Origin of the sequence: Pseudomonas sp. TMP9, assembly GCF_037943105.1 — a bacterium.
In the GTDB taxonomy this organism is placed as follows: Bacteria; Pseudomonadota; Gammaproteobacteria; order Pseudomonadales; family Pseudomonadaceae; genus Aquipseudomonas.
Genome location: NZ_CP149803.1, coordinates 1,549,289 through 1,564,373 on the forward strand (window position 1 = coordinate 1,549,289; position 15,085 = coordinate 1,564,373).

A 15,085-nucleotide genomic window follows, 5' to 3' on the forward strand; every position below is an offset into this window, starting at 1 on the left:
TTGGCCACTGGTGGCTGCTCCCAGGGCGCGTAAGCTCATGAGCACTGTCACAGGAGTGAAGCGATGCAAGGCTTGATTAATGAAGTGCAGCAGCATGTGCTGCGTACACAGATCCGCCTGTTTGCCTGCCGTGAACGACTGCTGGCGCACACAGACGATGAAGCACTGCATGACCTGCGCATCGCCTTGCGCGAGTTGCGCAGCCTGCTGCGGCCTCTGACGGCGGCACCTGCGTGCGCCGATCTGCAACAGCGCGCTGCTGAGTTGGGTCGCTTGACCGGGCCGCTACGCGACCTTGAGGTGCTGCAGGGCTATTTGCAGCAGCAAGGCATGCATGCCGCCGCGCAATCACGTCATACACAATTGCTGCAGGGTTACAGCAGCTTGCTCGGCAGTGCGTCCTTGACTCAGTTGTTGCGTGCACTGGATGAGTGGCCGCAGCAGTGGCGAGAGGCGGCTGGCCGTGGCGAGTTGCGCGGCTTGCATAAGCTGATTAGGCGGCGCTTGGCTAAAGACCATAAACGTCTGGCGCAGGCCCTGCTTGACCCCGCGCATGATCGCCACCGCCTGCGTTTGCTGGTTAAACGTCTGCGCTACGCCGCTGAGGCTTATCCGCAGTTAGCGGGTTTTTCGGGGCGCGCGCGCATGCGCCTTAAATACGCACAGTCAGCACTGGGCGACTGGCATGACCACTGGCAGTGGTTGCTGCGGGCCGAGGCTGAGGTTGATCTACGGCCGTGCGTAACCGGTTGGCGCGAAGCCATGCAGCAGGCTGAGCAAGAGGCTGATCGGGCGTTGCAAAGATTGGCCAAAGACTTTACCCACACCACGGGATGATCACGGGGTATACCTCCGGCTTATTTGGCTGAAATGCCATGCCAATCACTGCCATCTTTGCCCTAAGATCACCCCCATCTTTAGTGGTTGAGGTGGTTATGGGCTTTTCCGAGTTACTCCAGGCGGTGCGCGATAACCCGCATGCTGTGCAAATTCCCCCGCAATGGGCGCAAGGTCGTGCCAGCTTTGGCGGCTTGGTGGCAGCGTTGGTGTTCGAGGCCATGCGTGCTCGGGTACCAGATGGCCGGCCGGCACGCTCTTTGGCCATTACCTTTGTTGGCCCAGCCGCGCCAGATGTAGCGATTAGTTTTGAAGTGGACGTGCTGCGTGAAGGTAAGGCCGTCAGCCAGGTGCTGGGGCGTGCCATACAAGACGGCCAAGTGGTAACCATCGTGCAGGGCAGCTTTGGTGCTGGGCGCGAGTCGCGCATCGCGGTCCAAGCCGAGGCTGCTCCGCAGGCTAAGGGCGTGGATGAGTGCCAGGAAATGCCCTACATCGCCAACATAACCCCCGAATTTACCCGCTACCTGGCCATGCGCTGGGCGTTTGGCGGTATGCCGTTTACCGGCAATCCATCGCGGGAGATGGGCGGCTGGGTACGCCTGCGTGATCAAAGCAGCGCTGAGCCAGTGAGTGAGGCGCATATGTTGGCGCTGGTTGATGCCTGGCCACCGGCCGTGCTGCCGCATTTGAGTTCACCGGCACCGGGCAGCTCGCTGACCTGGACCATCGAGTTTATTCAACCGATGAGCGAGCTCACCACCCAAGACTGGTGCCTGTACCGTGCGCAAATCGAACATGCCCGCGACGGTTACGGCCATGTGGCTGCCGCACTTTGGTCGCCAACGGGTGAGTTGCTGGCAATCAGCCGGCAGACAGTGGCGGTGTTTGGCTGAGAAAAAAATCCGGCCATTTCAGTCACGGTTTGCGCTGTAACGGCCGGTGTCTCAAAGCTTAAGTTGGCGAATGGCGGTATTTAATGCGCCGGCTAAGTTGACCAGATCGGCGCTGGTGACTGCCGATTGACCGGTCATGCTGACAGTCTGTTCGGTGACATCACGAATACGCATCACGGCGCGGTTCATTTCTTCGGCGACCTGGCTCTGTTGCTCGGCGGCGACAGCGATTTGCGTGTTGCTTTCACGCATCTGCGTCACCGATTCAGTGATGGCAGTCAGGGCCTGACCGGCCTCATCAGCTTGTTGCACACATTCATCGGCCTTGGCCGAGCTGTCTTGCATAAAATCCACGGCGTCGCGGGTGCCGCTTTGCAGGGTGTTGATCATCTGTGAAATGACCGTGGTGGAACCTTGTACGCGTTTGGCCAGGTTACGCACTTCATCGGCGACCACGGCAAAACCACGGCCCATTTCCCCGGCGCGGGCGGCTTCGATCGCCGCGTTCAGGGCGAGCAAATTGGTTTGTTCGGCAATGCCGTGAATTTCACTGACCACACCACTGATTTTTTGGCTGTCGGCTGCCAGACGCTCAATCATCTGCGCAGTTTGCTGCACGCCACTGGACAACCCAGCAATCGACAACGCCACGCGATTAACCACCTGCTGGCCGCTGCGCGTCAGTTGTTCGGCGGATTGTGATTGATCACGGGTGGTCGCTGTATGTTCGGCAATATGGTGCACGGTGGCGGACATCTCGTTGATGGCCGTGGCGGCTTGTTCGGTTTCATTTTGCTGCTCAAGCATGCCGTGGCGCACGTCACGCATATTGCCTGCTAGGCGCTCGGCGCCTTGATCCAGCTGCGCCGCAGATTGCGCGACAATACCCACCACGCGCTGATAGCCGGCCTGCATGGCATTGAAGGCGCTGGCCATTTGGCCGACTTCATCACCACAGTTGAGGGGTACACGGGCGCTTAGATCGCCACTTTTTTCCACTTGTAGCATCACGTCTTTAAGGGTGTTGAGGTGGCTTAAGAGAAAGCGAATCAGCAACTGCGAGGCGGCCAATAACAGCAGCATCAACACGGCAACCACCCAGGCATAACTGAACGCACGGGTGAAAAATACCTCCAGCAACGTCGGTGCCGATGCCGTGATGGCCAGGCGTTGGCCGTCTTCGCGGACGATGACGTGAGCACCGATCACGCCGTCGCTGCCATTTAAAGCGACCCAGCCGCGTGCGTTAAGCAAGGCACTGCCTTGGTTATCTGGCAGGCGCGGTAGTTGGCCTGCGCTAACACTGATCAAATTACTGCCGCTGGGTAGGGCTTGACCTTGCGGCCACTGGCTTAGCAGTTGCGCTTGCTGCTGCGCGTCCTGCTTGGCGGCGTCATAAAGTGATTGTTGCTCAAGGTGCAGGGCATAGAGCACCAGCAATAGGGTGGTGAAAAAGGCCACGGCATTCACGGCCCAGAACTTGTATTTCAGGGAAAGATCGCTAATCCAATGGCTCATGCAGATGTCTCTTTAGTGAGTGTTATTACTCAGCAGCGTACCCGCATTTTCACCTAAGGCGCTGGCAAGCCTATTGATGCTTGTCAAGTAGCGCGCATTGCCGGGTAAAAGCGGCTTATTCGACTGCATGTATAAAATCGGGCAGCTGAAAAAATGCCTGAGCGCTGGCGTTGCTGTGATCGGCCAGTGCCTGCTCGGTTTCACCACGGTGCAGCGCTACTTCACGCAGCACCTCGAAGAGAAAGGCGGGCTCGTTGCGTCCATTTTTCGGCTTAGGTCGAAGGCTGCGTGGTAATAAAAACGGCGCATCACTTTCCAACATCAGGCGACCTTGGGGTATTTCTTTAACCAGCGGATGCAGATGACTGCCGCGCCGCTCATCGCAAATCCAGCCGGTGATGCCAATATGCAAGTCCATATCCAAGTAGTTGAACAAGGCGCGCTTGTCCCCGGTAAAACAATGCACCACGGCCGCCGGCAGCTGGTCGCGGTAATGGCGCAGAATCGCCAGCAAACGCTCGTCGGCATCGCGTTCATGCAAGAACACAGGCAGCTGCAACTCCACTGCTAGCGCGAGCTGCTGCTCCAGTACCCGTTCTTGTTGCGGGCGAGGTGAGAAATCACGGTTGAAGTCCAGCCCGCATTCGCCCACTGCACGCACCCGAGGATTAGCCAGCAAGGCCTTGAGTTCGGCGACGCTGTCACTGTTCCAGCTGCTGGCATCGTGGGGGTGCACGCCGGCGGTGCTGAACAGGTGCTCGGCGCGCGCATCCAGTTGCTGGCACAGGTCTAGGGCATGCTGGCTTTCGCTGAGGCTGGTGCCGGTCAGCAGCATGTGTTGAATGCCCGCTGCATAGGCGCGCTCGAGAAGCGCTTCGCGTTGGTCGGCAAAGCTTGGGTGAGTCAGATTGACGCCAATGTCGATGAGTTGCATGGTGCACCCTGCTGAATTGATCCGGCAGCATAGCAGAGCAATTTCTATAAGATTAAAAGTTAATTAATACAATAACTTAAGCTCTATACATGATGTTGTGTGTGATCGTTGGCTGGCATCTGGATGCGTGCTGTGCCAACCTCCGCGCTCCGCGTAAGCGGTCAATTGCCCGGTGCACAGGCGGTTTAGTCACGCCGTTGCATGGGGCCCCTAGCCGATTTTGCTCAGGAACCTTGATGCTGCGAGTGCTGTTTACCTGCTGCTTATTGCTGCTGTCTTGCACAGCAGTGGCGCGCGTGGTCGGCCCGCTGCAAGTTGAGCAAAGCAAGGCCGCCCGTGATCTGCCGACTATTCGCAGCAGTGGTGAATTGCGTGTGCTGGTCAACCAGAGTCGCAACAGCTCCGGCGAGGTCAAAGGCCAGAGTATTGGTGTTGAGTACCAGCGCATGCGTGCCTTTGAGCAGTACCTCAACCGTAACGCCCGCGATGGGCGCACGCTTAAGCTTAAGGTCATCCCACGGGCAAAAGATCAGTTGCTGGCTGCCTTACAGCGGGGCGAGGGTGATTTAGTTGCACCCGGTGAACTGTTAAACATCCCGCGCGGCAGCCAACTGAGCCCCAGCGCGGCCATTCGTAGCAATGTGCCGCTGATCATCGTCGCCAAACAGGGCAACCGGCGTTACCAAAACCTCGAACAGCTCTCCGGGCGCAGCTTGGCCTTGCCCGCCGGCAGCGTCGCCGGGGAGGCGGTACGCGCGCTTAATCAGCGACTGATTGACAGTAAGCGTTCACCGATTGTTGTTGAGTGGGTCGACCCGACGCTGGCCGTCGAAGATGTGTTGGAAATGGTCCAGGCGGGCATCTTCAGCGTCACAGCGGTCGAGCAGCCGATTGCCGAGCGTTGGGCCAAGGTGATGCCCAAGCTGCGCTTGGATCGCCACCTGCACCTGGCCAGCGATGGTGACATGCGTTGGTATGTGCGCCGTGATACGCCCATTCTCGGCGCGAGCATTGACCGCTTTCTTAAGGAATACCGCGACCCAGCGGATCAGGATGCAGCGTTCCAGCGTGTCTACCGGCGTTTATACAAGGTGCATTACCCGCTCGGCCGCGTTGAGCGCCAACGCTTGGAAAAAGTCCGCCCGGTGCTGCAACGCTATGCCGCCCAGCATGATTTTGACTGGTTAACCTTAGCCGCTGTGGCGTTCAAAGAGTCCACCCTCAACCCGGCAGCACGGGGGGCAGGTGGGGCAACTGGGTTGATGCAGATCACCCCAGCGGCGGCGCGCAGCGTTGGCGTCAGCAACATTGGCGTGCTGGACAACAATGTGCAGGCCAGTGCCAAGTACCTGGCGATGATTCGGCGTAACTACTTCAACAGCCCGCAACTTAACGAGCGCGAGCGTATGGCCTTTATCTTGGCCGGCTACAACATGGGCCCACAGCGGGTGCAGGGCTTGCGGGCGGAAGCGCGCCGGCGTGGCCTGAACCCTAACCAGTGGTTCTTCCAGGTCGAGCGGGTGGCCATGGAGCAGATGGGCATGGGCGTGGTTAGCTATGTGAGCAGCGTTAACAAGTACTACCTGGCCTATAACCGTGAGCGGTATTTGCTGGAGCCTTAACGTCTTCTCAGGGCGGCGAGCGCTCATCGCAACCGGCCAATAATTGAGCCTGCTGTTTACTCAGCGCCGCGCGGGTTTTTCACCCCTCGTTGATTTATGGGAGGGGCCGGGGAAGAGGGTTGAGGGGCTGGGCACATTAGCCACAAGCTCACGCGAACAGGATCAAACGCTGCCTGTGCTTGTTACCTTCAGGCTTATTGCGCGTCGGGTTTTGCCAGCTGCTCGGCGGCGTCTAAACGCAGTTGTTCGCGCTCATCGAAGTTTTCTGCGGCCAACTGGGCAATGGCTGCGCGCTTGTCGCTGGCACTCATGCCCGCGTTGTTCTGGATGGCGGCTTTAGCGCTGCTGTATTGGGCAATGCGTTTCTTCCATGTGGCGCGTTGCCCATCCAGCACTTCAAGGCGTTGCGTGGCTTCGGCACCGACCAATTGCTGGCGTAACTGACGAATCTGTTCCGGTTTAGCGCCCGCGGCCTGCAGCTCTGCAGTTTGCTGGCGTAGGTCGTTTTGCAGTTGCGGCAATACCGCGTCTTGCATCTCTGCCGGCAGGCTGTTGCGAAGTCGGTCGACGGCGGCAGCTTTGCCAGCATCGTCGAGTTGGCTGTCACGCAAGATCCCCATGCGCTGCAAGGTGAATTGGTTGTAGGCCGCTTCCCGGCCAAAGAACGCCTGCTGGGTTTCTGAGTCGAAGAGACGCGCGCGCAACCCCTGAACGGCTGCTTCACGTTGGCGTAGGCCCTCTAAATTGCTCATTTGCGGCAGGTCGCGTTCAAGTAAAACGAGCTCACGTTTGTAATCGAGGTACTGATTAAGCAGGTTCAGGGCTTGTGCACGGGCGTTTTCCGGCAGCTGCGCGGCGATGTAAGCGCGCAGTCGTTCAACGCTGGTACGCAGCGGCTCTTCACCGACTGCGGCAAGGAAGTAATCAAAAATTCGGCGGATATCTTCGCTGATCAGCAGGTTGCCATCGGCATCCAGGCGAAACACGCCATCCACCGTGGTGCCGCCAAATGAAGAAGGCAGGGTTTTCAGGGGTTCAACTGTGTGGGTTGGGCTGCTTTGAGGTGGCTCAACCGGCGGCGCATAAGCGTTTGGCGCAGGCTGCGCGGCTGTTGCGCGGATAGGCGCAGTCGCATCATCCTCAGGCGATATATACAAGGCGAGGGCAAGGAAAGCAGCGAACAGCAGCGGCAGCAACAACAGGATTTTTTTCACGGTGGCTCTTTAACGGGGTATTTAAGACGAGGCATTCGGACGAGCGATGGGCGGGCGTTAGAAAAGCCAGGGGCTGCAGGGAGCCCCTGGCAAATCGTTTACAGGCCGTCGTTTTTCAGGCGATTGGCATGTTGGCGATAGACCGTAACCGGGTCGGTCTCAAACAAGCTGGTCAGGCCCAACGTCTGGTTAACCTCATCAAGGTGGTTCATGCGGTAGTTATCGCGGATCACCTTACCCATGCGCGAGCTGCAACGGCCGACTAAGCCATCGTTAGCCTCACCGTTGAAGGTCATCGCAGTGGCGCCTAGCAGCAGGTCACTTGGGTCGATGATGTTGGTCACCGGGCTGGTACCGCTCCAAGAGTAGTAACGCACACCACCCACTTTATAAGCGCCTTCACCACAGGCTGAGGTTGGAAGGCCTTGTGGGAACTTGGCGTTAAAGCGTGCAGCACCTTGGCTGTTCAGCGACTCCAGCGCGCCAAGAGCGTTCTGTGGGCTGGTGCTGGAACTGCCGGAGAGGAAGTTGATCAGCGCGCCCAAGCCGTTAATGATGCCCGATACAGCAGCTTCACCGGCAGAGCCGGGTGGCAGTTGACGGATAAAGTCGGCAGTGGCTGAACCTTTATGCGGGGCGCCAACGCTGGTGGCTGAGGCGATCAGGTTGGGGCTGACGGCGGCGACGTAGCGAATGGTTGGACCACCATGGCTGTGGCCAATCAGGTTAACTTTAGGTTTGCCGCTGATGGCAACAATGTCTTCAACCTGAGCCAGCAGTTCTTCGCCGCGAGACTCTGAGGTGTTCAGCTGGCTGACTTCAGTGACGTACACGCTGGCGCCATCACGACGCAGCGCAGCCGGAATGCCATACCAGTAGTCGACACCCAGAATACTGTCGAAGCCGAGCATGCCGTGGGACAGCACCACCGGGTACTTAGTTTGCGTGTAGCCAGATGAGCCGAACCAGAATGCATGAGTGGTACCGGAGGCCATTAAACCGGCGCCCAGGCAAAGTGCTAGCAGGGTTTTATTATTATTCATTGATGCTCTCGCTAGGGTTTATCGGGTTATTCATTGCAGTCCATGCAGCCCCAACGCCTATCCAGTGGCGTGTACTTCAGCGCATTCTCACTGGCAGAAAACGTGCCAGCAGCTAAAAGATCAAGTTACAGCGCTCTATTTCGGTTGTTTATGCCGAGGCGTAAGTTTTTTACCGGCTATTAACTGACTTAGCTGTTACCCAGCGTAACGTTGCAAGGGTTGTTTAGGCCTCACTGATGGGTTGCCGCACCTATGAATACGCGGCGTCTGTTGTTCGGTGTGCAGGGCTAACGCGGACTAATCGATAGTTGTTGCGACGTGCTGAGCGGGCCGCGTATTGACAGCTTCTCGCCGGCTTCTCTAGGATGCCAACCCATGCGCCGATTTAAACAGCTACTTGCGGGGCGCCGGGTTGCTTGCTCAATGCACATCCCAAGAAGTACTCCACGGAGGCTTCGAAATACCGCTAAAGCGCTGGTTCGGTGTCGCCTCTCACCGCTGCCCAGCGGACTCAATGAGGCGGAGACACAGCGATGCACAGTCCCCAACCGCTTATTCGTTTGGCCCCAATCACCTCGGGGCTGGTTACACAGAACCCAAAAATCCTGCTTGGCGGCAGCCATCAGCCAACGCTGCTGCGTTATCTAGACTGTTGGCCCAAGCGCTGGCCGCGGCCGCGCGCTTTTTTGATCAACTTTGTGCATGACGGTGAGTCGCTGACGCGATTCGCCAGCAATCACTTTGATATGGCGGTGATTCAGGCGCCATCGGCAGCCCAATTGGAAGAAACTGTGCGCCAGCTGACGCGCGTCGCCAAGCAAGGATTGATCACCCGGCGTTAGCTCTATGGGCTGCGTTTTACTCAACCCGTCACCGCCAATGCGCGAGGCTCAAGCGCTATTGTCAGGGAGTGAAGCATGTTCGAATCTGCTGAGATTGGCCGCTGTATTGATAAAGAAACCTTCGACGCCGAAGCGCCAGTCCTGCGTGAGGCCTTGTTGGAGGCGCAATACGAGTTGCAACAGCAAGGTCGCTTTGCCGTACTTATATTGATCAACGGCATTGAGGGTGCGGGTAAGGGTGAAACCGTCAAGCTGCTTAATGAGTGGATGGATGCACGGCTGATTCAGGTGCAGACCTTCGATGAGCAAACCGATGAGGAGCTGGCTCGCCCGCCGGCCTGGCGCTACTGGCGGCAATTGCCGCCCAAGGGTCGCATCGGTGTGTTTTTTGGTAACTGGTACAGCCAAATGCTCCGTGGCCGGGTGCACAAACGCATCAAGAATGCGGTGCTCGATCAGGCCATCGATACCACCCTCGGTTTTGAGCGCATGCTCTGCGACGAAGGCACGTTGATCTTCAAGTTCTGGTTTCATCTTTCTAAGCAGCATATGAAGGCCCGGCTTAAATCCCTCCACGATGATCCGCTGCACAGCTGGCGGATCAGCCCGCTGGACTGGCAGCAATCAAAAACCTACGACAAATTTGTGCGCGTCGGTGAGCGTGTTTTGCGCCGGACCAGCCGCGATTACGCGCCGTGGTATGTGGTCGAGGGTGTGGATGAGTATTACCGCAGCCTGACAGTGGGGCGCATTCTTCTCGATGGCCTGCAAGCCGCGCTAAAGAACCAAGACCTTCCTCGGCCTCAGCCCCATTCAGCGCCGTTGACCTCAAGCCTGGATCATCGAGGGCTGCTTGATAGCCTGGACATGAACCAGGCGCTGGAAAAAGACGATTACGCTGAGCAACTGGTTAGCGAGCAGGCGCGCCTTTCCAGTTTAATGCGCGACAAACGTATGCGCCGCCACTCCTTGGTCGCGGTGTTTGAAGGCAATGACGCCGCCGGTAAAGGCGGGGCGATTCGCCGGGTAATTGGCGCGCTTGATCCGCGCCAGTACCGCATCGTGCCGGTGGCGGCGCCGACTGAGGAAGAACGTGCGCAACCCTATTTGTGGCGCTTCTGGCGGCATATCCCTGCGCGTGGCAAATTTACCCTGTTTGACCGCTCTTGGTATGGCCGGGTACTGGTTGAGCGGGTTGAGGGCTTTTGCACAGCGGGGGACTGGTTACGCGCCTACTCCGAGATCAATGATTTTGAAGAGCAGCTCTGCGAAGCCGGTGTGGTGCTGGTGAAGTTCTGGTTATCGATTGATCAGCAAACTCAGCTGGAGCGCTTCAAAGCACGCGAGCAGATTCCCTTTAAGCGCTTCAAAATTACTGAAGACGATTGGCGTAACCGCGACAAGTGGCCGCTTTATCGTGATGCGGTGGGCGATATGGTTGACCGCACCAGTACCGAAAATGCCCCGTGGACGCTGGTGGAAGCCAACGACAAACGCTTTGCGCGGATTAAGGTGCTGCGTACCCTGAATGAGGCGCTAGAGGCGGCGTTCGCCAAGCATTAAATGGCGATGCGCCTAAGCGCGGGGATGGTTGCGCATACGGCAGATGAATGATCATCGCGGTCTGCGATTATTCAGTCTTATTCTCATCGTTCATTAAGCCCTACAACAATGAGGTGCAGCATGCGTGAAGTGGTGATCGTTGACAGCGTACGGACCGGTTTGGCTAAGTCTTTTCGCGGCAAGTTCAATCTGACCCGCCCTGATGACATGGCGGCTCATTGCGTTAATGCACTGCTGGCGCGCACGGGCATTGACCCGGCGCTGGTCGATGACTGCATCGTTGGCGCGGGCTCCAACGAAGGCGCGCAAGGCATGAACATTGGCCGCAACGTGGCCGTGCTCTCGGGCTTGGGTACTCACGTGGCGGGCATGACCCTCAATCGTTATTGCTCATCGGGCCTGCAAGCCATCGCCATTGCCGCCAACCAGGTGGCGTCGGGCTGCAGTGATGTGATCGTGGCCGGCGGTGTTGAGTCGATCACCATGACCCTAAAAAGCATGAACACGCAGAATCTGTTCAACCCGCGTTTGCAAAAAGAAGTGCCGGGCATCTATTACCCGATGGGGCAGACCGCCGAGATCGTTGCCCGTCGCTACAACGTCAGCCGCGAGGCGCAGGACGCCTACGCCCTGCAAAGCCAGCAGCGTACCGCTAAGGCGCAGGCCGATGGCTTATTCGACGATGAAATCGTGCCGATGCACGTCAAGTATCAGGTTGAGGACAAGGCCACCGGCGAGAAGAGCATCGTCGACGGCATCGTCGCCCATGACGATTGCAACCGTACTGACACCACGCTGGCAAGCCTGGCAGCGCTCAAGCCGGTGTTTGCCGACGACGGTTCCGTTACCGCCGGCAACGCTTCGCAGTTATCCGACGGCGCGTCGATGACGCTGGTGATGACCCTGGAAAAAGCCATTGAACTTGGCCTCAAGCCACTGGCGTTCTTCCGTGGTTTTGTCGCCGCTGGCTGTGAGCCAGATGAAATGGGCATTGGTCCGGTGTTCTCGGTGCCTAAGTTGCTCAAGGCCAAAGGTCTAAGCATCGCTGATATCGACCTGTGGGAGCTGAACGAGGCGTTTGCATCGCAGTGCTTGTATGCCCGCGACCGCTTGGAAATCGACAACGCTAAGTACAACGTCAATGGCGGCTCAATCTCCATCGGCCACCCATTCGGCATGACGGGCTCACGTCAGGTTGGCCATCTGGTGCGTGAACTGCAGCGGCGCAACCTGCGTTACGGCATCGTCACCATGTGCGTGGGCGGCGGCATGGGCGCCACCGGGTTGTTTGAAGCGGTGCGCTGATTTTTTGCTCAATTGCGCCAATCTTAACTAACCGGCGGCGCTTTGAAGGCGGCGCCTTGGCCTGTGTTTGGCTTTCAGTTCGTTGGCTAGGTTGAACGTCAGTAGCCAGCGTGCTGAAGGTTTACATTGTGCGAATGCATCACAGCGGCCGCTTTTTAGCTGCCTGACGGCGACCATTCACCAAATATATCGTGAGCAAGCGGCCTTGTGAGCCTATCCGACTTGCCGTTCCCATGGTTTGGACATGCCTTAAGGCGCATTCAGAGTAGGATCATCTCTTCGGTGTAACCGACAGAGTCCTCGCCCATGGTCAAATCCTCAACGCTGGCTGTCACGGCGGGTACTCAGCCATTGGCAGAGGGCAGCAAGCCGTTACGCAAAGCCACTGCTGCATTGAACAATCTGGCCCTGACGGACACCGTTGCGCCAGCCGATGGCACGTTTCCCATCGTCGGTGTGGGTGCCTCGGCAGGGGGGCTGGAGGCGCTTGAACTGTTCCTCGCTCATGTGCCACCCGCATGCGGCCTGGCCTTTGTCATCGTCCAGCACCTCGACCCGACCTGCAAGGGCTTCCTTGTTGAGCTGCTGCAACGCGTCACCGCTATGCCGGTGATGCAAATCACCGACCGCATGAAGGTAAAAGCTGATCACGTTTACGTGATTGCACCCAATACGGACCTGTCCATTCTGCATGGCGTGCTGCACCTGCTTGAGCCAGTTGCGCCGCGGGGTTTGCGTCTGCCCATCGATTATTTTTTTCGTTCGCTGGCGGCCGATCAACAGGAGCGTGCCATCGGCGTCATCCTCTCTGGTATGGGCTCGGATGGCACGCTGGGCCTGCGTGATATCAAGGAATGCGCAGGCTCAGTGTTTGTTCAAGATCCGCCGACAGCAAAGTTCGACAGCATGCCGCGCAGCGCTATCGCCGCGGGCTTAGCCGATGTGGTGGCCGCCGCTGAAGTGCTGCCGGGGAAGATCATGACCTACCTTCAGCACACCCCGTTATTGCTCGAACGCAGCGAAATTGATCGTATCGACTCAGATCAAAGCGGGCTAGAGAAGGTCGTGCTGCTGCTGCGTACGCAGACCGGTCAAGATTTTTCGCTCTACAAAAAGAGCACACTCTACCGTCGAATCGAACGGCGCATGGGCCTGCATCAACTCAATAACCTTACCGAATACGTGCGCTATCTACGTGAAACCCCCCAAGAGGGGGCGTTGCTGTTCAAGGAGTTGCTTATCGGGGTGACCAGCTTCTTTCGAGACCCAGAGGTGTGGGAGCAACTGAAGATGGAGGTCATACCGGCTCTGCTCGCCGCCAACCCTGAAGGCGGTGCGCTGCGCGCTTGGACCACCGCGTGCTCGACCGGCGAGGAAGCCTATTCGCTGGCCATCGTGTTTCGCGAAGCGCTGGAGCAAGCGCAGGCAGGTAAGCCAATAGCCGCTCGGCATACCTTACAAATATTTGCCACCGACCTCGATACTGACGCTATCGCCCGCGCCCGGAACGCCATTTACCCAGCCAACATCGCCGCTGATGTCTCAGAACAGCGCCTGCGCAGCTTCTTCGTGCAAGAGGAGCGTGGCTATCGCGTGAGTAAGGAAATCCGCGAAATGGTGGTATTCGCTCCGCAAAACCTGGTGATGGACCCGCCTTTCAGCAAACTCGACTTGGTCACGTGTCGTAACTTGCTGATTTATTTGGAAGCCGATCTGCAGAAAAAGCTGCTACCGCTATTCCACTACAGCCTCAAACCTGGTGGCATTTTGCTGCTCGGTACTTCGGAAACTATCGGACACGCTGACGATCTGTTTGCGCCGCTACTGCCCGGTAAAAATCGGATATACCGGCGACTGGGGAATAGTCTGCGCACCGGCGAGGTTGAATTCCCCATAGCACCGCGCGCCAGCCGTGCCAGCCGCGATATTTTCGTCAGTCATGGCGCCGAACGTGTTGACGCCTCACTCGCCCCCTTAGCGTCGCACGCGGCCCAGACTGCGCAGCAGGTCCAAGCGCAGACAGATGCGCTGTTGCAGAACTATGCCCCAGCGGCGGTGCTCACCAATGACCAGGGTGACATTGTGTATATCAGCGGTAGGATCGGTAAATACCTCGAGCCAGCCGCCGGTCATGCCAACCTGAGCATCTTCACCATGGCCCGCGAAGGTCTGGTTGGTCCCTTGTATCCCGCTTTCAGCAAGGCCCTGCGACAAACAGAGGCAATTACCTTAGAGCGGATAAAGGTAATCAGTAACGCAGGCACTCAGCATGTGGCAGTGACGATCCAGTATCTGCGGAGACCGATTGCGCTGAAAGGCATGGTATTGATCGTGTTTACCGATCTTCCCGTCGTCAAAGCGTCTGCAAAATCTGCCTTGGCCCGCGCTGGCGCTGGCACTGCGCCTGATGCCGAACTAGACGAGTTGCGTCAGGAATTGCAACGATACTGCGCGGAGGTGCAGGTCACCCGCGAAGAAATGCAGACCTTTCAGGAAGAACTCAAATCGACCAACGAGGAGCTACAAAGCACCAACGAGGAATTACAGAGTGCCAATGAGGAGCTGACAACATCCAGAGAAGAAATGCAGTCTCTGAACGAGGAGCTGCAAACCGTCAACTATGAGCTGAACGCCAAGGTAGAGGATCTGTCGTTGGCCAGCGACGACATGACAAACCTGCTCAACAGCACTGCCATCGCTACGCTGTTCCTCGATGGCAAACTCAAGGTGCGGCGCTTCACCACGCAAACTACCCAGATCATCCGGCTGATCCCCGCTGATGCCGGGCGACCAATTACCGACCTTGTTAGCGACTTGGATTATCCGCGGATGGCCGACGATGCACACCAAGTGCTGCGTACTCTGATTTTCTGTGAGCGCCAGGTTGTCAGCCATGATGGTCGTTGGTTTGCCGTACGCATCTTGCCTTACCTTACCCAGACTAAGCGCATTGACGGCGTGGTCATCACCTTCGTTGATATCAGCGTGACCAAGGCGCTAGAGGCCACGCTGCGTGAGGCGCTGGAAGTGTTGCAGGGTCGCTATGGTGAGCAGGCCAGTGAGCTGGATGAGGCAAAATTGCTGGAAAACGTATTGAACAAAGCGCGGACCCTGCTGGAGCAGCGGTTCAGTGCGCAAACCAGCGAATTAAAGCAGTCGCGGGCCGATCTAAAGACCGAAAAGGAACTGCGCGAGTGAAGGCCGGCTTGCGGGATAACACATCGACTGTCCATCGGTGCCATGTGCTCTTGTAAAGGGCTTTCCTGAGAGCTCTTCTACACTCATCCCGCAGGTATAAACTTCTTCCCCCG

General features: G+C 57.8%; 11 protein-coding genes. 7 read left to right on the plus strand and 4 right to left on the minus strand.

From position 1 onward, the window contains the following. Positions 1-63 precede the first annotated feature (63 nt). Together WF513_RS07430 and WF513_RS07435 are read left to right on the plus strand one after the other, a co-directional pair. Positions 64-837, plus strand: a complete 774-nt coding sequence (locus WF513_RS07430; RefSeq protein ID WP_339082883.1) for a CHAD domain-containing protein — start codon at positions 64-66, stop codon at positions 835-837. Positions 838-935: 98 nt separating this feature from the next. Beyond that, positions 936-1,733: a thioesterase family protein gene (locus WF513_RS07435; protein WP_339083476.1), complete on the plus strand. Its 798-nt coding sequence runs from the start codon at positions 936-938 to the stop codon at positions 1,731-1,733. Positions 1,734-1,784: 51 nt separating this feature from the next. Here WF513_RS07435 and WF513_RS07440 read toward each other — a convergent pair whose 3' ends face one another. Further along, entirely contained in the window at positions 1,785-3,251 is a 1,467-nt protein-coding gene (locus tag WF513_RS07440) for a methyl-accepting chemotaxis protein (RefSeq protein WP_339082885.1), read from the minus strand. A 115-nt stretch (positions 3,252-3,366) separates the two neighbouring features. Beyond that, a complete protein-coding gene (locus WF513_RS07445; protein WP_339082887.1) occupies positions 3,367-4,185 on the minus strand; it encodes a TatD family hydrolase in 819 nt (272 codons plus the stop codon). Positions 4,186-4,421: 236 nt separating this feature from the next. Between WF513_RS07445 and WF513_RS07450 the strand changes: the two genes are divergently transcribed. After that, complete coding sequence (locus WF513_RS07450; protein WP_339082889.1) at positions 4,422-5,807, plus strand: transglycosylase SLT domain-containing protein; 1,386 nt, start codon at positions 4,422-4,424, stop codon at positions 5,805-5,807. A gap of 194 nt (positions 5,808-6,001) precedes the next feature. Here the strand turns inward: WF513_RS07450 and WF513_RS07455 are convergent, their stop codons facing one another. Both WF513_RS07455 and WF513_RS07460 read right to left on the minus strand, forming a co-directional pair. Then, positions 6,002-7,021, minus strand: coding sequence for a lipase secretion chaperone (locus WF513_RS07455; protein WP_339082891.1), 1,020 nt, complete (start codon positions 7,019-7,021; stop codon positions 6,002-6,004). Positions 7,022-7,119: 98 nt separating this feature from the next. Beyond that, positions 7,120-8,064 (minus strand): triacylglycerol lipase, encoded by a 945-nt coding sequence (locus WF513_RS07460; RefSeq protein ID WP_339082893.1) that lies wholly within the window; start codon positions 8,062-8,064, stop codon positions 7,120-7,122. Between the two features lie 533 nt (positions 8,065-8,597). Between WF513_RS07460 and WF513_RS07465 the strand changes: the two genes are divergently transcribed. From WF513_RS07465 to WF513_RS07480, 4 genes are all read left to right on the plus strand, one after another. Next, the gene (locus WF513_RS07465) at positions 8,598-8,906 is read left to right on the plus strand and encodes a class I SAM-dependent methyltransferase (protein WP_339082895.1); all 309 of its coding nucleotides are present in this window, start codon (positions 8,598-8,600) and stop codon (positions 8,904-8,906) included. Between the two features lie 75 nt (positions 8,907-8,981). Further along, the gene (gene pap / locus WF513_RS07470; RefSeq protein ID WP_339082897.1) at positions 8,982-10,469 is read left to right on the plus strand and encodes a polyphosphate:AMP phosphotransferase; all 1,488 of its coding nucleotides are present in this window, start codon (positions 8,982-8,984) and stop codon (positions 10,467-10,469) included. Positions 10,470-10,589: 120 nt separating this feature from the next. After that, positions 10,590-11,774 (plus strand): thiolase family protein, encoded by a 1,185-nt coding sequence (locus tag WF513_RS07475; RefSeq protein WP_339082899.1) that lies wholly within the window; start codon positions 10,590-10,592, stop codon positions 11,772-11,774. A gap of 306 nt (positions 11,775-12,080) precedes the next feature. Continuing rightward, complete coding sequence (locus WF513_RS07480) at positions 12,081-14,972, plus strand: chemotaxis protein CheB (RefSeq protein WP_339082901.1); 2,892 nt, start codon at positions 12,081-12,083, stop codon at positions 14,970-14,972. The last annotated feature ends 113 nt before the right edge of the window (positions 14,973-15,085 follow it).